Source organism: Pseudomonas sp. BMW13 (genome assembly GCF_013357275.1).
Classification (GTDB): domain Bacteria; phylum Pseudomonadota; class Gammaproteobacteria; order Pseudomonadales; family Pseudomonadaceae; genus Aquipseudomonas; species Aquipseudomonas khazarica.
This window is the reverse complement of the sequence record NZ_SUKD01000001.1, coordinates 183,491-200,568: the sequence shown is the minus strand read 5'-3', so window position 1 is coordinate 200,568 and position 17,078 is coordinate 183,491. Positions and strand designations below refer to the sequence as shown.

Here is a 17,078-nt window from a genome sequence, read left to right as displayed (position 1 = left end):
GTCCTTAATGAATCTTGCTGCCGAGCGTCACCAGGCCGTCGGCGTTCTCACGACCGAGCCAGGTGGTCCAGCCCAGCAGGCAGGGGTTGCCTTCGCCGATGCGCAGGTCGCGGATTTCGTCCTGACGCAGCTCCAGGCGGATGTCGTAATCCAGCGGATCGCGCAGGGTGAAACGCACCAGCGCGCACAGCGGCTGGTACCCCGTGCCGATCGGCAGGAATTCGTGAAAGCGTGTCCAGCCCAGCTGGCGCACGTGGATGCGGAACTTGCCGCCACGGTCGCGCACGCGCTCACCGAGCACGGTGTCCTCGCCCAGCAGGCTGTTGGCGCGGCCGAGGCGATTGCGCTGCTCCTCCAGCACCACCACCTGGCGCTCCAGGCACTGCTCGATGAACAGCTCGGCATGCTTGAAGTAGTAACGCAGCACCGACTCGATCAGCGCTGCGGAGTGGGCGCGCAGGCTGAGCAGGCCGAGGTAGGGCAGCAGGCGCTTCCAGTTCAGCTCCTGGGCCTGGCGAATCTGCTCGCTGCCCAGCCCGATCAGGGCGAACAGGTGCGCCGAGAACGCATCCAGCGCACCGCTCTGGAAGCAGGCGCGATAGCGGTACTTGCGCCAGATCGGCAGCAACAGGCGTTGCAGGCGGTTATTGAACAGGTCGAGGAAGTCGCGCGTCGGGTTGCCGTCCTCGCTGTCCCCCAGGGCCTGCTCGCTGTAGAACGCCGGCAGCGGCGAGCCGCCACCGAACAGGCCGACCAGGTTGACGCGCATGCGCGCCCGCAGCTCACCGTGCTCCTCGAAGAACTGCACGCGATCGATATCGCTGCCCGGAAAGCCCAGGCTCGGGTTGGCCTGGAATTCCAGGTACTCGTACAGGCGCTCTTCATCCAGATGCGGATGGGCGGCCCCGAGGCGCTCCAGCACCAGCTGCACGGCCTGGAACAGGCTGTACTCGCGGATGCCTCGGCTGAACCGATTCAGAGTAGGGGCTGCTGCCCCATACGTGGCGTCCATTTGTACAACTCTCCCTGTGTGCTCTGTACCTGCAGCTCGTGATACGAGTTGAGGCTGGCGTACAGCGCGAAAAATTCATTGAGTACCGAAGCGAAGAGGAACAGGTCGCCTTCGCCCAGGTAGCCCTCCGGGTTCATCACCAGCTCGGTGCGCACCCCGCGCACTGGCAGGCCACGGTGCAGGCGGTCGACATGGCGGTGGCCGATCTTCTTCAGGCCGCCCAGCAGGCGCTTGCTGACCCGCTCGGCATGCTGGTCGTAGTAGCGCGGCAGGTCGTAGGTCTCGAGGATCACCTTGAGCGCCTCGACGTTGGCCAGCGACAGGTAGTTCAGCGACATGTTGGAAATCAGCTTCCAGAGGAAGTCGCGATGCAGCGGTGGCGCGTAGCACGGCGTGACCGCGCTGATGTTGCGGAAACTGAGGAAGTCCGGGGTGTCCTCGCTGGGCAGGCAGATGTCGCCTAGGCTCAGCTGACGCGGCAGGTTCTGGTTGGTGCAGGTCAGCTCGATGGACAGCGTCTCGTGGCGGTCCAGGTTGCGCAGGCCGAAACTAAGCCAGGTCTCCAGGCCATCACCGAGCATCGACGGCTGCTGGCGCACGCTGTAGTGCGGGCGCGCCATCGGCACGTCGAAGCTGGGGTCGTGCTCGAACGACTCGAACGGCACGTACTCCTCGTAGCCCATGCCGCCCGGCTTCCAGCCGGTGACACGGTCGACCGAGAACACACCGCAGTGCTGTGCATCGAACTCGGCGGGCAGCAGCAGGTACTGGTCCTGCTTGCCGTCGAGGCGGATGGGAATGGCGTCGTGCTGGAACAGGTTGACCACCGGCGTGCAGTACAGGCGGACGTTTTCCAGGGTCGGGCGAATACGCTGCACGCCGGCCTTGTGGATATCGAAGCGCAGCTCCAGGCCGCGCGCCTGCTTGAGCAGGTCCTCGGGCAGGCTGTTGACGGCATCCAGGCCGAGCAGGTCGACGAACAGGAACTTCTCCTGGAAGGCGAAGTACTCCTGCAGGTAGCGGTAGCCGCGGAAGGTGTTGAGCGGGTAGGGAATCAGCGCCTCGTCTTCGGCGAAACCTACCGGCTGCACCAGCTCGGGCTTGAGCTGGAGGGTGCCGAGGGCCTGGCCGAAGGCATCCAGCAGCGGCTTGCCTGCGGCATCGAGGGGCACCACCTGGATGCCACCGAGGTTGCGCAGCAGCGCCAGGTAGAGCATCTGGCCGATGTATCGCTCGCCGGCCAGGTGCAGGCGCAGCTTGTTCAGGCCGATCTCGCCGATATGACCATCGGCGGTCATGCCCAGGCGCAGGCTGAGCAGCGCACCATCGCCCTTGACCGAGTAATCCAGGCCGTTCAGCGACAGCGGCAGCACCTCGGTGGGGAAGCACGTGCGGAAGCGGCAGGTAACGCCCTCGATGGCCTTGGCCTCCACCGGCGTACCGCGATTGACCGGCAGCGCCGGGCCGGGCCGGGTCAGCGGATCGAACTGCAGCATGCTGAAGGCCGGCAGCGGGCGCATGTAGTTCGGCCACAGCAGGTGCATCAGCGAGTGAGTCAGCTCCGGCAGCTCGTCATCGAGCTTCTGCCGCAGGCGCCCGGTGAGGAAGGCGAAGCCCTCCAGCAGGCGCTCGACGTCCGGATCGCGCCCCGCCTGGCCAAGGAACGGCGCCAGCGCCGGGCTGCGCTCGGCGAAGCGCTTACCCAGTTGGCGCAGGGCCGTGAGTTCGCTTTGGTAGTAATGGTTGAAAGACATTAGCGGGCCTTCTCCATGGCCGATTCGGTGCATTGCCAGAGGCTGTCCGGCATCTCTTCTTCGCGCTCTGCGAGGTGTTCCGGCTGCAGCAGCAGCCGTGGCAGCTTCATCGGTTCTGACGAGCATCCCTGCAGGCTGATCCAGCCGCAGCGACGCGTGTGATAACCCGGGGCACTGACCGAGAGCGCGGTCAGGCAGCGTGGCGCATCGGCCAGCCGGGCCATCAGGCGATGGTCGCGTCGCTCGGCAAAGGCGAAGCGCCCAGCGGAATCGCTGAGGGTTTCGGATACCCACGACGCGTCACTGCGAACCTGCAGCTCGAGCGTGGCGCCCGCCACGCCCAACCCTGTCTCGGCAGACAGCACACGGCCCTCGATGGCAGCGTTCCGGGTCACCGAGTGCGGGTAGGGAACACAGGCACCGAGTGCAGAGAACGCAGCGAGCGCCACGCTGAAGCCCAGTGTTCCCTGAGGCGCAAAGTCGCCCTGATAGCCATGATGGAAAGACATCAGACAGACGACTCCAGGTCATTGCCGGCAAAGGCGTCCTGCAACTGCACATACTCACGCCAGGCTTCAGGGTGAGCGGGGTTGTGCAACCAGTCACTGCGCTGTTCCTGAGTCAGGGACTGCCAGTAAGGCCACCAGTAGTGCTGCCACCAGTAATCGAGGCTGCCTTGCAGGCTGCCCAGCCCGCTTGCGTCGATATTGGGAAAGACCTGCCATGGGGCAGGAGGAGACAAATCGGGCAACGCTTGGAGCAGGTCAGCGCTGTTGCTCACCAGCAGAAGCGTGGTTCCTTCACCGATGGACTCGGTTTGCAGGGATACTGCTTCCTGACCTCGACGATAGGTTTGGAAAGCACCGCTCTGAACCCGCGCCAGGAAACCAAGCTCTGCAATTCGCTGCTCCAACCGTGAGACCACCTCGGCGGTCACATGCGCACTCACCAGATAGGCACCCAAACCATTGGCCACCAAAGAGACAACTCTCGGGTAATGACCTTGAGCCTCCGGAATGAAGACGTCACGCAGAGGGTAGAGAGACAGCAGTGGCTTTAGTTCGGCACGGACTTCTTGATTCCGTGCTTGCTCAGCCGACGTCTTCCTACGAAAGAATGCGAAAAGGTTCATGCTTAGTTCTCGTAGATATGATCAGCGACCCAATCGGCACCAAAGTAGCCTGCGGTGCCGAAAATAATTCCACCGACCAAACCCGTAGCAATCAGCCCCGGGCCTGTTTCCACACCCAGTGCTGCCCCAGCCAAACCTCCAACCTTGAAGCCCGCCCACGCAGCCCCCCAGCCACCTGCCTGGCGTACCAGCTCGGCGCTGATTGGTTTGGCATTCCCAACTCGGATGGACTCTTGAGTGGCAGTTGTAAGGTCATAGGCCGTCAAAGCGATTCCCAGAACCTGGACAACACGGGCCGTCCGCACGAGCCCCTGTGTGGCGCTCAATGAATTGGGGGTGAACACGGCACTAGCTGGAACCCTTTTCCCTTCGATTAATACTTCTTTGTCAATGTCGCGAACATAGGACGCTATCTGATCGATACGCTTAGCCAGGTGGGGATGCTGTGCCTTGTACTGAGCCAGATCTCGCAGAATCTCGTCCGTGGTTACAAGGCGAGCCCCAGCCTGCTGAATCTTCTGCACATCGATGAAAATGCTGCGCCCTTCAAAACGGGGAGAACCTTCCGGAAAGATAGAACTGGTCGAAATGAAGGACGACTGGTTCTTGCCCATCACATGCTCCGCAACGCTCACAGAGGATCCAGGGCTTTTAGGTAATAGCCCGTAACGCTCGGGGTGAGTTTCCGAAAGCATTTGCAGAGGAGAAAGTTGCATGTTTGATAGATAAGGGCTTTTGCTCGACGCGTAGATCTTTCGCACGAGAAAACCGTCTCTTCCAGGCTCTTCGACAATCACGAAGAAAAATGCACGCGCCGGCATCAGATATCCTGGCAAGTCCTGCAACGAACCAGCTTGTTGGCTCGTTTCCGCCGTGCACTGGAACTGACTCATGCCTGCCCCCACAATTCCAACGCATGCACACCTACTGAAACTTGGAGTTCTTGCTTACCAGCGGTGAAGATGCGAGGCGTTTTTCCGGACTCGTCAGTGAATCCTTTGTAAATACGTCCTTTCGCATCACGGATGTGATAGGGAATGCCCGCTAGAGGCTCTCCAGAGTCACTCAGAACACGGAACTGCTCGTCAAAGGCCCCCGTTATTGCTAGCGGTGATATCCCAGAAAACGCTGCCCCACCGCCACTCGCACCGATCAACACGGTGCCGGAGCCTGCAACCACGGTATTGCCATGGCTACCGACGCTACCGACCACCGCCGCCGGCTTGCCGTTGATCAGCACGGTGGGAATCACCGCGCCGGCCATGGCGCCGCCACAGGCGGAGGCATCGCCCATGCGCGCGGCGGGCAGGGCGTCGAACAGCACGTCGGGCGAACCGGCGGCGATCGGGTTGGTGCCGTGGCCCGGGATCGGGCATGCGGTGGGATCACTCAGGCGAGCGGCGGGTTTACCGGACATGTGAGGCTCCTGGGTTGACGTTGACCTGACCGCTGCCATCCAGGCTCGCGGAGAAACTGACCTGACGCTTGATACCGTCCATCTCCAGCATCGCGTCGATGGCGAAGGCCTGACGCAGCGGATCGTGCGTGCGCGGCAGGGAAATCACGCGCACCTGGGACAGTCTCGGTTCGTACGCTTCGATGAAGCGTTCGATGGCGATACGCGCCTGCTGCAACGAGTCGTGCAGCGACAGGCGCATATCGTTCAAATCGGGCAACCCGTAGTCGGGCAGCGTCTGCACGCTGCCCGCACGGGTGCTGAGCATCTTGGCCAGATGGGCAGCCACCGAGGCCATGGCGGCGACCTCGCGGCTCCAGCCGGCACGTTGGCCGGCCTCGCCACCGAGGCGCTCGAACAGGCTGCCGTAGGCCATCGATGCTTACTCCTTGTCCAGCTTGCCGACCAGCGACAGGGTGAAGTCGGCACCCATGTACTTGAAGTGCGGACGCACGTTCAGGCCGACGCGGTACCAGCCCGGCTCGCCTTCGACATCGCTGACGATGACCTGGGCGGCACGCAGCGGACGACGGCTACGCACTTCGGCGCTCGGGTTCTCCTGGTCGGCCACGTACTGGCGGATCCACTTGTTCAGTTCCAGCTCGAGGTCGGTGCGCTCTTTCCAGGCGCCGATCTGCTCGCGCTGCAGCACTTTCAGGTAGTGGGCCAGACGGTTGATGATGAACATGTACGGCAGCTGGGTGCCCAGCTTGTAGTTCAGCTCGGCGGTCTTGCCTTCTTCGCTGATGCCGAAGAACTTCGGCTTCTGCGCCGAGTTGGCGGAGAAGAACGCGGCGTTGTCGCTGCCCTTGCGCATGGTCAGGGCGATGAAGCCTTCCTCGGCCAGTTCGTACTCGCGACGGTCGGAAACCAGCACCTCGGTCGGGATCTTGGTCTCGATCTCGCCCATGCTCTCGAAGTGGTGCAGCGGCAGGTCTTCAACCGCGCCACCGCTCTGCGGGCCGATGATGTTCGGGCACCAGCGGAACTTGGCGAAGCTGTCGGTCAGACGGCTGGCGAAGGCGTAGGCGGTGTTGCCCCACAGGTAGTGCTCGTGGCTGTTGGCCACGTTTTCCTTGTAGACGAAGGTCTTCACCGGGTTGTCTTCCGGGTCGTACGGGTTGCGCAGCAGGAAGCGCGGTACGGTCAGGCCGACATAGCGGGCGTCTTCCTGTTCGCGGAAGCTCTGCCACTTGGTGAACTGCGGGCCTTCGAAGTGATCCTTGAGATCCTTCAGGTCCGGCAGGCCGGTGAAGGTTTCCAGGCCGAAGAATTTCGGGCCGGCAGCAGCGATGAACGGCGCGTGGGACATGCAGGCCACCGAGGCGACGTACTGCAGGGTCTTGACGTCCGGGGCGCTCGGATCGAAGAAGTAGTTGGCGATCAGGGCGCCGACCGGCTGGCCACCGAACTGGCCGTACTCGGCGGTGTAGATGTGCTTGTACAGGCCGGACTGAACGATTTCCGGGCTGTCTTCGAAGTCATCGAGCAGATCCTGCTTGGAGGCGTTGAGGATCTCCAGCTTGATGTTCTCGCGGAAGTTGGTGCGATCCACCAGCAGCTTGAGGCCGCGCCAGGAGGATTCCAGGGACTGGAACTGCTGGTGGTGGAGGATTTCGTCCATCTGCCGGCTGAGCTTGGCGTCGATCTCCGCGATCATGCGGTCGACCATGGCCTTTTTCACCGGCTCGTTTTCGTTCTGCGGCTTGAGCAGCTCTTCGATGAAGGCCGACACGCCACGCTTGGCGATGTCGTAGGCTTCGTCGTCCGGAGTCAGCTTGGTTTCAGCGATGATGCGGTCGAGGATACCGAGGTCAGCGGCGCTTTGGCTGCTTTCTACGGCTGCGCTGGTCGTGCTCATGAATATGCGTCCTTGTCAGTGAGTATCAGGAGTCGAGCTTGTCTTTGGCGGCCAGGCCCAGTTCGCCGAGCACGCGGTCACGCGAGTCGTCGTCGGAGAGCACGCTCTCGATGGCCTTGCGGAAGGCCGGGGCGTTGCCCAGCGGGCCTTTCAGCGCGACCAGGGCGTCGCGCAGTTCCATCAGCTTCTTCAGCTCCGGGACCTGATCGACCAGGTTGGCCGGGTTGAAGTCCTTCATGGAGTTGATCTTCAGCTGCACGGCCAGCTCGTCGTCGGTCTCTTCGTCCTGCAGACGGTTCGGTACGGCGAAGGTCAGGTTCAGTTCCTGCTTGGCCAGCACTTCGTCGAAGCTGTTCTTGTCGATGCTGATCGGCTTGCGGTCTTCGATCTTGCGATCGTCAGCGCGCTGGGTGAAATCACCGAGCACCATGAGCTTCAGGGGCAGTTCGATTTCTTCCTGGGCGCCGCCAGTGGCGGGTTTGAAAGTGACGTTGATGCGTTCCTTGGGGGCTACCGAGCCTTCTTTGGCCATGGGTGTTCTCCTTTGCGTTGATGGCCCGGAGGCCTTGATTGGCGTATTGGCGCCTTACTCCAGCACCACCTCGAGATCGAGGTGGCACAGCCTGCGATAGATCTCGTCCTTGCTGTCACGCACCGCATGGTTCTGCGGCAGCAGCTCGCAGCAGTTGTGCAGCAGACGCAGCACGTCCAGGGCGAGATCGGGTTCCCACTCGCCGAGGCCGGAGGCCTGCAGCGTCTGGTCGAGCGATTCGAGTTGGGTCTTGGCCAGGTCGTACTTCTTCGCCGCGAAGCACAGACGGGCCAGGGTCAGTTGCCAGAAGAAGCGCTCGCGGCCGCCACGGGCGCGCGACATGCCCTGCTTGAGCTGCTGCACGGCGGGCTTCAGGCCGTCCTTGCGCAGGCCAGGCAACACCTGCTGCAGGGCCTCTTCCCATGGCGGCGTGGCGCCTTGCTCAGTGGCGCTGGGCTTCTTCTCGACTTCCGGGGCCTGCAGGTGCGGCAGCACGTGAGCGCCGATCCAGGCACGGGTCTCGGCGTCGGCGAACGGCACGCCGTCGTGGAAGCGCAGTTCGTCGAGACCGGGCACGCGCTGCAGGAACAGCGCCAGCTGGATCTCCACCTCGCGCACGGCCTGCTCGGACTTGAGTTCCTGCAGGCACTCCCAGACCAGGCGCTGACCATCGAGCCAGAACGGCGCACGCGCGATGCTGGCCTCGAGGTCGGCCAGCAGGTCGGCATAGGCGCCCTGGGCGAAGCGCTCCTTATAGGACGCCAGCTTGTCGGCCGGCAGGCCACGCAGGGCGGTGATCTGTTCAGCGTTGCGCTCCGGCAGCGACTCGATGGGCAGCCAGAGCAGGGTGCGTGACAGGCGCAGCGGCTTGAGGTCGGTGGCCTTGTTCTTCAGCCACCAGCTGCACAATGGCCGAGCCGCGTCCTGCTGGGTGCGCAGGGCCTTGTGCGCATCCTTCTCGCTCTCGATCGGGCCAGTGCCGGTGATGATCTGGGTCGCGACCTGCTTGACCTGCGCAATCGCCGCTCCCACCGCGCCGGGCTCGGCCTGGCCCTGGCTGGCGCGCTTGATCTGCTCGTCCAGGCGCCGGCACAGCGGCAGCAGCAGGGGCGAGTCCTCGCCCAGGTGGCTGGACAGGCTGGCTTCGAGCCCGTGCAGGTGCTCGGCGATGCGCCGGAACAGCGGCAGCTGCTCGCTGATCGGCACGTGTTCGGCCAGCGCCTGTTCCAGGCGGGGCAACAACCAGTTGATGGCGGCGGTGCGGGTACGGGCCTTGCGCGGATGCAGCTCGTGCCAGTGCTGTTCGCAGAGGTAGTGCAGCAGGTTGAGGCCGGCCTGAAGACCGGCGAAGGATTCACGCTGGAACAGCCCCCAGGTCAGCCAGGTGGCGGCCCGCAGGTCCTTGGACTGGGTGCTCAGCAGGCTCTCGCTGCCCTCACGCACTTTCTGCCAGTCGATGCCGCCGGTTTCATGCAGGGAGGCCGCTTTGCCGAGTTCGGTTTCCAGCAATTCGTATTCGCTGGAATAGCGCACATCCTCGCCGGCGAAGTTGCCTTCATTAATAGGCGTCCTGGCCAGATCGAGATAATGCGCTGTCAGCTTGCTGGAGTACGTCATTCCATGACTCGACTATTAAAGTGGGCAACTTCCACGGCATCGCAAACGGCCATCCGGCCATCGCAAAAACACCGCAGTGCGCAACTTTTTGCGCAGTTGTTTGTGCAACAAATTGCGCAAGATCCTTATGAGTCGGGCATCCTAGCCCCATGATCGAAGGTGGGCAACCGCCCAAAGTGTGAAATGCCTAACATTCGTCGACATCTTACGGATTATTGCCGGAACGTCAGTACCTGGTATTTGTCGCGCACTTCCAACAAGTTGTTATCGATGTTTTGCCGTACGGATAAGTTCTTCGATAGTTGTAGGAAATAACTTACTAGCAAATTAGTGGCGCATCACATTTGATGGCTTATTGATATTGTCTTTTTGTGATGCCGACCACTGTTTGCAGTGCTGGCTTTATGCCAGAGCGACAGGCGGGGACGACGCCCGTCAGGGCGCCGTAGCCTCGCTGGACAGGCGTAGCTGCAATCGATGCCGTTCGTCGCTTTCCAGCTGTACGACATCCTCCAGCAGGTTGGCGGTCTCGATGCACAGCATGTTCTGCCAGGCCTCATCGGGAAACTGCGACAGGCGCCTGGCCTTGTCGACCCACGGGTTCCACAGCACCGCCGAGCGTGACCCGGTGCTGTCCAGGTGAATGCGCCGCCCCCAGGCCGGGTCGACGATGCTCAGGCGAGCCGGCGTGTCGAGGTAGATGCGGTCGGTCTCGCCGGCGAATCCTGGCGCGGCCTCCTGGCGCAGCTCCTGCCAGTCCTGCAGGGTGTCGATGTAGCGGCATCCCTGCAGCCCTTCCACGTGAACCTGGCGCACGTCGCTGACGGCGAAATAGGTGTGCAGTGCCTGGCTCAGGGTCAACGGGTGGTCGCTGCGGTTCTGCGTCTCCAGGCGCAGCTGCAGGTCGTCTCCCAGGCGGATGTCGAAGTGCACGGCGGCATCGCGCGGCCAGCCGGGCAGCGGCTGTTCGCGGCTGTCGAAGGCAAAGCGCAGGTTGACCGCGCCATCCTCCTCGGCGATGCCCAGCAGTTGCCAGTCCAGGCCACGGACCAGGCCGTGCGCCGGCGCCTCGTCGTGCTGATAGTGCGCTTGCACCGCCTCGGGGTTGCGCCGCAGATCGCCGAACCAGGGCCAGCAGACAGGCACGCCGCCACGCACGCTCTGGCCATGCCGATAGGCCGCGTCGGGGCTCAGCCAGATCAGCGGGGGCTGATCATCCTGCTGGTAGCTGAGAATCTGCGCGCCCTGCTGGGCAACCAGCAGCTCGCTGCGCTGCGCCCGTATGCGCCAGCAGGTGAGCTGGTCCAGCTCCACGCGTTCGACTTGGGTCTTGCTCATGAGGGCCTCTCGCTCCACGAAGTAGGGTCTGGTTGAAGCATGCCGTGCACAGGAAGCAAAAACGCCCATCACAGGGACGGGCGTCTGCTCACTGCAAGCTATGACCTACGGACCATAAACCTGTTCCGGCAGCCAGGTGATCAGCCCCGGGAACAGGTAGGCGATCACCAGCAGCAGAATCTGGATCAGGATGAACGGCAGCACGCCCTTGTAGATGGTGCTGGTCGCCACGCTGGCCGGTGTCACGCCCCGCAGGTAGAACAGCGCGAAGCCGAACGGCGGGGTGAGGAACGAGGTCTGCAGGTTGAGGGCGATCATCACGCCCAGCCAGATCGGGTCCAGCCCCATGGCCAGCAGCACCGGCCCGACGATCGGCACCACCACGAAGGTGATCTCGATGAAGTCGAGGATGAAGCCGAGCAGGAAGATCACCAGCATCACCAGGAAGAACGCACCAAGCACGCCACCCGGTAACTGGGCGAACACGTCCTCGATCAGCACTTCGCCACCGAAGCCACGGAACACCAGGGAGAACAGCGAGGCACCGATCAGGATCATGAAGACCATGGCACTGATTTCGGTGGTGCCGTAGGCCACTTCCTTGAGCTGGCCGAGGTTCAGCTTGTTCTTGCTCAGCGCCAGCAGCATGGCACCGACCGCGCCCAGCGCAGCCGCCTCGGTGGGCGTCGCGTAGCCGGCGAGGATGGAACCGAGCACCGCGCCGATGAGGATCAGCGGCGGAATCAGCGCCTTGGCCAGCTTGCCCCATTCGATCGGGCCGAGCTCTTCCTGCGGCAGCGCCGGCAGCTTCTTCGGCTGGAAGATCGCGACGAAGATGATGTAGGCGATGTACAGGCCGACCAGCAGCAGGCCGGGCAGCAGCGCGCCGACGAACAGGTCACCGACCGACACGGTCTTCGGCGAGAAGATACCCATCTTCAACTGCGCCTGCTGGTAGGCGCTGGACATCACGTCACCGAGCAGGACCAGGACGATGGACGGGGGGATGATCTGCCCCAGGGTGCCGGTGGCAGCCAGGGTACCGGTGGCGATCGCCGGGTCATAGCCACGCCGCAGCATGGTCGGCAGCGCCAGCAGACCCATGGTCACCACGGTGGCGCCGACGATGCCGGTGCTCGCGGCGAGCAGGGCGCCGACCACGCACACGGAGATCGCCAGGCCGCCACGCAGGGTGCCGAACAGGCGCGACATGGACTCGAGCAGGTCCTCGGCCACCCGTGAGCGTTCCAGCATCACCCCCATGAACACGAACAACGGCACGGCGAGCATGGTCTGGTTGTTCATGATGCCGAACAGACGGTTCGGCAGGGCACTCAGATAGCCCGCGTCGAAGGTTCCGGTGAGCACGCCGATACCGGCGAACAGCAGGGACACGCCGGCCAGGGTGAACGCCACCGGGAAGCCGGCCATCAGGGCCACGCAGATACTGACGAACAGCAGAATCGCCATCAACTCAGCCATGTTTCACCTCCGGAGCCGGCAGGCGACCGCTGATGACGCAAAGTGCCTTGATCAGGTTGGAAATGCCCTGCAGCACCAGGCTGGCGACCAGCACCAGGATGATGCTCTTCTGCAGGTAGACGAACTTCAGGCCGCCCGACTCGCTGGAGGCCTCCAGCGTCGACCAGGAGTTGCTGACGTAGTCCCAGCTGGCCCAGCCGAGGAACAGCGCCACCGGCAACAGCAGCAGCAGGTTGCCGAGCACCTCCACCAGCGCCTGACGGCGGCCGCTGAAGTTCTGATAGAAGATGTCCACGCGGACGTGGCCGTTGCGCTGCAGAACCCAGGCGGCAGCACCCATGAAGACCAGGGCATGCGCATAGAGGACCGCCTCCTGCAGGGCGGTGGCGCCGATACCGAAACCGTAACGCAGCACCACGACGATGGCGGTGCCGATCACCAGGAACAGGGTCAGCCAGGCGCAGGCCTTGCCCAGCCAGGCGTTGAGAGCATCGATCAGGTACGCAAGAGCGAGGGGGAGTGGAGGCTTGTCGGACATAGTGAGTCCTTTATCGTTATGAGTAGGAGACAGGACAGCAAACCGGTTGGCTGCACATCACGCCGCCCGCGTCCTTGTGGGCCGCAGGCCGGGGATTCTAGGCAGGCTACCGGTGATGCAGCAATGCCCGTACTACTTTAGTCGTAGCAACTAGGCTTGTGGGTCACGACCCCCTATGTTATTCACGCCCGGTCTACCTTCGGCGATCCCGTGGTCAGACCAATACAACAAGAAGGAGCATTGCATGAAACGTCGCGACATACTCGCCGCAGCGGGCGTAGGCCTTGCAGCAACCGCACTGGCTGGCTGCAAAGAAGAGGCCAAGAGCAGCGCAGCACCTCAAGAGGGTTCGAGTGCCCAGACCTTCACCTGGAAGATGGTCACCTCCTGGCCGAAGAACTTCCCTGGCGTCGGCGTGGGGGCCGAGCGCTTCGCCAAGCTGGTCGATGAAATGAGCAACGGCCGCCTGAAGGTCAAGGTGTACGCGGCCGGTGAACTGGTGCCGGCCCTGGAAGTGTTCGATGCAGTCTCTCGCGGTACCGCCGAAATGGGTCATGGCGCACCGTACTACTGGAAGGGCAAGGTGCCGGCCGCACAGTTCTTCTGCGCCCTGCCGTTCGGCCCGAACGCCCAGGAAATGAACGCCTGGCTGCACTACGGCGGCGGTCAGGCCCTCTGGGAAGAAGTCTACAAGCCGTTCGGCGTGCTGCCGATGGCCTGCGGCAACACCGGCGTACAGACCGCTGGCTGGTTCAACAAGGAAATGAACTCGGTCGACGACTTCAAGGGTCTGAAGATGCGTACCCCGGGCCTGGGCGGCGAAGTGCTGACCAAGATGGGCGGCACCGTGGTCAACATGCCGGCCGGTGAGATCTTCACCGCCATGCAGACCGGCGCCATCGACGCCACCGAGTGGATCGGCCCATACAACGACCTGGCCCTGGGCCTGCACAAGGCAGCCAAGTACTACTACACCCCGGGCTGGCAGGAGCCGAGCGTCCTGTTCGAACTGGACATCAACATCAAGGCCTGGGAAACCCTGCCGGCCGACCTCAAGGCGATCGTTCGTGCCGCCGCGCGTGACGTCAACGGCGACATGCTCGACGACTACAACGCCAAGAACATGGAAGCCCTGGAGCAACTCAAGGCCGATGGCGTCGAAGTGCGTCGCCTGCCCGACGAGGTGCTGGCACGCCTGAAGGAAGTGGCGGGTGAAGTGGTCGAGGCCAGCGCAGCGGCCGACCCGGCAGCGGCCAAGGTCTGGGAACACCAGAAGGCCTACCTGCAGCGCCTGTACGACTATGCGGAAGTGGCCGACAAGGACATCTACAACATCCGCGGCTGATCACTCGGCAGCAAACAAAACGCCGGCTTGTCGCCGGCGTTTTCGTTGTAGCTGTTCGCTTTCCCGTTGCGCGGTCGCTCAGCCGCGACGTGGCGGTACCGGACGGGTGCGGCCACTGCCGTCGATGGCGACGAACACGAACACCGCCTCGGTCACCTTGCGCCACTCGTTGGACAGCGGGTCGTCGCTCCACACCTCGACCATCATCTGGATCGAACTGCGGCCGACCTCCAGCGCCTGGGTGTAGAAGGACAGCTGCGCGCCCACCGCCACCGGCACCAGGAAGGCCATGCGATCGATGGCCACGGTGGCCACCCGGCCGCCGGCGACCTTGCTGGCCATGGCGGTGCCGGCGAGGTCCATCTGGGACACCAGCCAGCCGCCGTAGATATCACCGAAACCATTGGTCTCACGCGGCAGCGCGGTGATCTGCAGGGCGAGGTCGCCCTGGGGTATCGGGTCTTCCTGTTCGTAGTCGTTCATCGGCTCGAGACTCGCGGCGCGGTTGTTGTTCTGGGCGCGGAACCCGCATGGCAGGCGCTGCGAGTATACCGACTGCGCAGTCGACGGGCGACCACTCTGGCAAGCGCTGGCGCGCCATGACGCCTGACCGATCGGGCAAAACGCACGACCGGCGCAGGCCCATTCGGGCAGGATGCCCGCCAGGTTCATCGCAGTAATTTCGTAACCATATGATTTTCAAGAACTTTAATTATCAGAGGAGTCTGGCACGGGCGCTGCAATACCTTCAGTGAGCGACCTGTCATGTACCGGTCGCAGCGTTGAAGGAAGAGACGGGCCCGCCAGCAATCCGAGCGATCCGCCTCAGGTGCAACAGGAGAACCGCCATGTGGATAGTCGCCCTGGTACTTGCCAGCTTGCTGCTTCTGCTCGGCCTGACGCTCGCCAGCGTCCTGCTGATCGGCCAGACCCTGTGCGCAAGCCGCAACACCGCCGAACTGGAGCTGCCCACGGGCAACTCGCCGCAGCCGGCCGTTGCGAGCGACACGCAAGACCCATGGCCTGCCTGGGCCATCACTCACTGAGTCATCGAGGAGAAACGCCATGCTGAGCTGGGCACTTACCTTTCTGATCATCGCCATCATCGCTGCTGTACTGGGCTTCGGTGGTATCGCCGGCACCGCTGCAGGTATCGCCAAGATTCTATTCGTGGTGTTCCTGGTGCTGTTCATCATCTCGTTCGTGATGGGCCGTCGCCCCCGCGTGTAAGGAGACCTAGATGCAGTCGATCCACGCCATTGCCGCCGCCCTGCTGATGGGCGGCGGCCTGGCGGCTCAGGCCGCCGATCGAGACGCGAGCTTCCACCCCGGTGAACTGCTGACCAGCAACGCCGAGTACCGCGAAGCCTGGCAAGACCTGGTCAGGGACGAACAGCGCCTGCCGGAATGGCTGATGAACCTCAGCGGCCTTTCCACCCCCATGCAGGCCGTGGAGGCCGAGAGCGATCGCTTCCTGGTCGGTCAGGTGTGCGAAGCGCACAACTGCTTCAACCAGCGCGTCTACGTCGCCTTCGAATGGGAAGACGACGATGCCTATGCGCTCTACGTACAGGTGCCGGACGGTCTGCCGGAGGACCGCGCCCCCAGCGAACATGCCAGCCTGCGCTGGCTGGGCGATCCGGACGAAGAGGTCCGTGAGCTGCTGGAAGAACAGCTGCGCAGCGACCCGAACTGGTACTGAAGTCCGTACGCTGGCCGCAGCATTGAAGCGGCCGGCGCGCTATCATCCCCCGCCATAACCCAAGGGGGATCGCAATGCTCAACGGCCTGTGGCTGAGCTTCTTCGTGCTGGGCGCCATCGCCGCCCTGGCACGCTGGCTGATTGGTGGCGACGCCAGCGTATTCGGCGCCATGGTCGAGAGCCTGTTCGCCATGGCCAAGCTCTCGGTGGAGCTGATGGTGGTGCTGTTCGGCACCCTGACCCTGTGGCTCGGCCTGCTGCGCATCGCCGAGAAGGCCGGGCTGGTCGACCTGCTCGCACGCCTGCTCGGGCCGCTGTTCGCCCGCCTGATGCCCGAGGTACCGCGCGGCCATCCGGCGCTCGGCCTGATCAGCATGAACTTCGCTGCCAACGGCCTGGGCCTGGACAATGCCGCGACGCCCATCGGCCTCAAGGCCATGCGCGCCCTGCAGGATCTCAACCCCAGCGCGACCACGGCGAGCAACGCGCAGATTCTGTTCCTGGTGCTCAACACCTCGTCCCTGACCCTGCTGCCGGTGTCGATCTTCATGTACCGCGTGCAGCAGGGCGCCGACGACCCGACCCTGGTCTTCCTGCCGATCCTGCTGGCCACCAGCGCCTCGACCCTCGCCGGCCTGCTGGCCGTGGCGGCGATGCAGCGCCTGCGCCTGTGGGACCCGGTGGTGCTGGCTTACCTGATTCCCACCGCCCTGCTGCTGGGAGGCTTCATGAGCCTGCTCGCCGGCATGAGCGCCACGGCCCTGGCCGCGCTGTCCTCGCTGCTGGGCAACCTCACCCTGTTCGGCCTGATCCTGCTGTTCCTGGTCATCGGCGCCCTGCGCCGCGTCGCGGTGTACGAAAGCTTCATCGAAGGTGCCAAGGAAGGCTTCGACGTGGCCAAGAGCCTGCTGCCCTACCTGGTCGCCATGCTCTGCGCCATTGGCGTGCTGCGTGCTTCCGGCGCCCTGGATTTCGGCCTGGACGGCATCCGCTGGCTGGTCGAGGCACTGGGCTGGGACACACGCTTCGTCGACGCGCTGCCGACCGCGCTGATCAAGCCGTTCTCCGGCGGCGCCGCACGCGCCATGCTGATCGAGACGATGGAGAACTTCGGCGTCGACAGCTTCCCGGCGCTGATCGCCGCCACGGTGCAGGGCAGCACCGAGACGACCTTCTACGTGCTGGCGGTGTACTTCGGCGCGGTCGGCCTGCAACGCGCACGCCACGCCGTGGGCTGCGCCCTGGTCGCGGACGCGGCCGGCATCGTCGCCGCCATCGCGGTGTGCTACTGGTTCTTCGGCTGAGGTCC

At 63.7% G+C, this 17,078-nt stretch carries 19 protein-coding genes; 5 read left to right on the top strand and 14 right to left on the bottom strand.

From position 1 onward, the window contains the following. Nucleotides 1-4: 4 nt before the first annotated feature. The 13 genes from tssG to E4487_RS00875 all read right to left on the bottom strand — a co-directional run bounded on the left by tssG (nt 5) and on the right by E4487_RS00875 (nt 12,722). Nucleotides 5-1,012, bottom strand: a complete 1,008-nt coding sequence (gene tssG / locus E4487_RS00935) for a type VI secretion system baseplate subunit TssG (protein WP_037052128.1) — start codon at nt 1,010-1,012, stop codon at nt 5-7. Next, complete coding sequence (gene tssF / locus E4487_RS00930; RefSeq protein ID WP_134676672.1) at nt 976-2,766, bottom strand: type VI secretion system baseplate subunit TssF; 1,791 nt, start codon at nt 2,764-2,766, stop codon at nt 976-978. Before tssF ends, tssG begins: the two co-directional genes overlap by 37 nt. Further along, nucleotides 2,766-3,275, bottom strand: a complete 510-nt coding sequence (locus E4487_RS00925; RefSeq protein ID WP_175252537.1) for a carboxypeptidase-like regulatory domain-containing protein — start codon at nt 3,273-3,275, stop codon at nt 2,766-2,768. The genes tssF and E4487_RS00925 overlap by 1 nt, the downstream gene beginning before the upstream one ends. Continuing rightward, complete coding sequence (locus E4487_RS00920) at nt 3,275-3,898, bottom strand: hypothetical protein (RefSeq protein ID WP_175252536.1); 624 nt, start codon at nt 3,896-3,898, stop codon at nt 3,275-3,277. Before E4487_RS00920 ends, E4487_RS00925 begins: the two co-directional genes overlap by 1 nt. 2 nt (nt 3,899-3,900) lie before the next feature. Beyond that, a complete protein-coding gene (locus E4487_RS00915; RefSeq protein WP_175252535.1) occupies nt 3,901-4,791 on the bottom strand; it encodes a glycine zipper family protein in 891 nt (296 codons plus the stop codon). Continuing rightward, nucleotides 4,788-5,315, bottom strand: coding sequence for a PAAR domain-containing protein (locus E4487_RS00910; RefSeq protein ID WP_037052137.1), 528 nt, complete (start codon nt 5,313-5,315; stop codon nt 4,788-4,790). The genes E4487_RS00915 and E4487_RS00910 overlap by 4 nt, the downstream gene beginning before the upstream one ends. Next, nucleotides 5,305-5,730: a type VI secretion system baseplate subunit TssE gene (gene tssE, locus E4487_RS00905; RefSeq protein ID WP_037052140.1), complete on the bottom strand. Its 426-nt coding sequence runs from the start codon at nt 5,728-5,730 to the stop codon at nt 5,305-5,307. Before tssE ends, E4487_RS00910 begins: the two co-directional genes overlap by 11 nt. 6 nt (nt 5,731-5,736) lie before the next feature. Further along, a complete protein-coding gene (gene tssC / locus E4487_RS00900) occupies nt 5,737-7,215 on the bottom strand; it encodes a type VI secretion system contractile sheath large subunit (RefSeq protein WP_037052143.1) in 1,479 nt (492 codons plus the stop codon). A gap of 25 nt (nt 7,216-7,240) precedes the next feature. Further along, nucleotides 7,241-7,747 carry a type VI secretion system contractile sheath small subunit gene (tssB, locus tag E4487_RS00895; protein WP_037052146.1) on the bottom strand — a complete coding sequence of 169 codons (507 nt, stop codon included), beginning with the start codon at nt 7,745-7,747 and terminating at the stop codon, nt 7,241-7,243. A gap of 54 nt (nt 7,748-7,801) precedes the next feature. After that, nucleotides 7,802-9,364: a type VI secretion system protein TssA gene (gene tssA / locus E4487_RS00890; RefSeq protein WP_134676666.1), complete on the bottom strand. Its 1,563-nt coding sequence runs from the start codon at nt 9,362-9,364 to the stop codon at nt 7,802-7,804. Between the two features lie 435 nt (nt 9,365-9,799). Further along, on the bottom strand, nt 9,800-10,702 hold the full coding sequence (locus E4487_RS00885) for a D-hexose-6-phosphate mutarotase (protein ID WP_152487493.1): 903 nt from the start codon (nt 10,700-10,702) through the stop codon (nt 9,800-9,802). 105 nt (nt 10,703-10,807) lie between these two features. Further along, nucleotides 10,808-12,184, bottom strand: a complete 1,377-nt coding sequence (locus E4487_RS00880; RefSeq protein WP_037052157.1) for a TRAP transporter large permease subunit — start codon at nt 12,182-12,184, stop codon at nt 10,808-10,810. Then, nucleotides 12,177-12,722, bottom strand: coding sequence for a TRAP transporter small permease subunit (locus E4487_RS00875; protein WP_037052162.1), 546 nt, complete (start codon nt 12,720-12,722; stop codon nt 12,177-12,179). The genes E4487_RS00880 and E4487_RS00875 overlap by 8 nt, the downstream gene beginning before the upstream one ends. Nucleotides 12,723-12,966: 244 nt before the next feature. Between E4487_RS00875 and E4487_RS00870 the strand changes: the two genes are divergently transcribed. Further along, the gene (locus E4487_RS00870; RefSeq protein WP_037052165.1) at nt 12,967-14,067 is read left to right on the top strand and encodes a TRAP transporter substrate-binding protein; all 1,101 of its coding nucleotides are present in this window, start codon (nt 12,967-12,969) and stop codon (nt 14,065-14,067) included. 78 nt (nt 14,068-14,145) lie between these two features. Here E4487_RS00870 and E4487_RS00865 read toward each other — a convergent pair whose 3' ends face one another. Then, nucleotides 14,146-14,550, bottom strand: coding sequence for an acyl-CoA thioesterase (locus E4487_RS00865; protein ID WP_021442733.1), 405 nt, complete (start codon nt 14,548-14,550; stop codon nt 14,146-14,148). A 365-nt stretch (nt 14,551-14,915) separates the two neighbouring features. Between E4487_RS00865 and E4487_RS00860 the strand changes: the two genes are divergently transcribed. The 4 genes from E4487_RS00860 to E4487_RS00845 all read left to right on the top strand — a co-directional run bounded on the left by E4487_RS00860 (nt 14,916) and on the right by E4487_RS00845 (nt 17,073). Continuing rightward, a complete protein-coding gene (locus E4487_RS00860) occupies nt 14,916-15,113 on the top strand; it encodes a hypothetical protein (protein WP_037052167.1) in 198 nt (65 codons plus the stop codon). 19 nt (nt 15,114-15,132) lie between these two features. Further along, nucleotides 15,133-15,297, top strand: coding sequence for a DUF1328 domain-containing protein (locus E4487_RS00855; RefSeq protein WP_037052169.1), 165 nt, complete (start codon nt 15,133-15,135; stop codon nt 15,295-15,297). A gap of 10 nt (nt 15,298-15,307) precedes the next feature. Continuing rightward, nucleotides 15,308-15,769 carry an inhibitor of vertebrate lysozyme family protein gene (locus tag E4487_RS00850; RefSeq protein WP_037052171.1) on the top strand — a complete coding sequence of 154 codons (462 nt, stop codon included), beginning with the start codon at nt 15,308-15,310 and terminating at the stop codon, nt 15,767-15,769. 74 nt (nt 15,770-15,843) lie between these two features. Next, complete coding sequence (locus E4487_RS00845) at nt 15,844-17,073, top strand: nucleoside recognition domain-containing protein (RefSeq protein WP_037052173.1); 1,230 nt, start codon at nt 15,844-15,846, stop codon at nt 17,071-17,073. Nucleotides 17,074-17,078: the final 5 nt, after the last annotated feature.

Bases quoted from the DNA above. Each gene is read 5' to 3' on its own strand.
- E4487_RS00855 (WP_037052169.1), top strand. From the start codon at position 15,133: ATGCTGAGCTGGGCACTTACCTTTCTGATCATCGCCATCATCGCTGCT.
- E4487_RS00870 (WP_037052165.1), top strand. From the start codon at position 12,967: ATGAAACGTCGCGACATACTCGCCGCAGCGGGCGTAGGCCTTGCAGCA.
- tssG (WP_037052128.1), bottom strand. From the start codon at position 1,012: ATGGACGCCACGTATGGGGCAGCAGCCCCTACTCTGAATCGGTTCAGC.
- E4487_RS00860 (WP_037052167.1), top strand. From the start codon at position 14,916: ATGTGGATAGTCGCCCTGGTACTTGCCAGCTTGCTGCTTCTGCTCGGC.
- E4487_RS00875 (WP_037052162.1), bottom strand. From the start codon at position 12,722: ATGTCCGACAAGCCTCCACTCCCCCTCGCTCTTGCGTACCTGATCGAT.
- tssA (WP_134676666.1), bottom strand. From the start codon at position 9,364: ATGACGTACTCCAGCAAGCTGACAGCGCATTATCTCGATCTGGCCAGG.
- E4487_RS00925 (WP_175252537.1), bottom strand. From the start codon at position 3,275: ATGTCTTTCCATCATGGCTATCAGGGCGACTTTGCGCCTCAGGGAACA.
- E4487_RS00920 (WP_175252536.1), bottom strand. From the start codon at position 3,898: ATGAACCTTTTCGCATTCTTTCGTAGGAAGACGTCGGCTGAGCAAGCA.
- tssC (WP_037052143.1), bottom strand. From the start codon at position 7,215: ATGAGCACGACCAGCGCAGCCGTAGAAAGCAGCCAAAGCGCCGCTGAC.
- E4487_RS00880 (WP_037052157.1), bottom strand. From the start codon at position 12,184: ATGGCTGAGTTGATGGCGATTCTGCTGTTCGTCAGTATCTGCGTGGCC.
- E4487_RS00845 (WP_037052173.1), top strand. From the start codon at position 15,844: ATGCTCAACGGCCTGTGGCTGAGCTTCTTCGTGCTGGGCGCCATCGCC.
- tssB (WP_037052146.1), bottom strand. From the start codon at position 7,747: ATGGCCAAAGAAGGCTCGGTAGCCCCCAAGGAACGCATCAACGTCACT.
- E4487_RS00850 (WP_037052171.1), top strand. From the start codon at position 15,308: ATGCAGTCGATCCACGCCATTGCCGCCGCCCTGCTGATGGGCGGCGGC.
- E4487_RS00885 (WP_152487493.1), bottom strand. From the start codon at position 10,702: ATGAGCAAGACCCAAGTCGAACGCGTGGAGCTGGACCAGCTCACCTGC.
- tssF (WP_134676672.1), bottom strand. From the start codon at position 2,766: ATGTCTTTCAACCATTACTACCAAAGCGAACTCACGGCCCTGCGCCAA.
- E4487_RS00915 (WP_175252535.1), bottom strand. From the start codon at position 4,791: ATGAGTCAGTTCCAGTGCACGGCGGAAACGAGCCAACAAGCTGGTTCG.
- E4487_RS00865 (WP_021442733.1), bottom strand. From the start codon at position 14,550: ATGAACGACTACGAACAGGAAGACCCGATACCCCAGGGCGACCTCGCC.
- E4487_RS00910 (WP_037052137.1), bottom strand. From the start codon at position 5,315: ATGTCCGGTAAACCCGCCGCTCGCCTGAGTGATCCCACCGCATGCCCG.
- tssE (WP_037052140.1), bottom strand. From the start codon at position 5,730: ATGGCCTACGGCAGCCTGTTCGAGCGCCTCGGTGGCGAGGCCGGCCAA.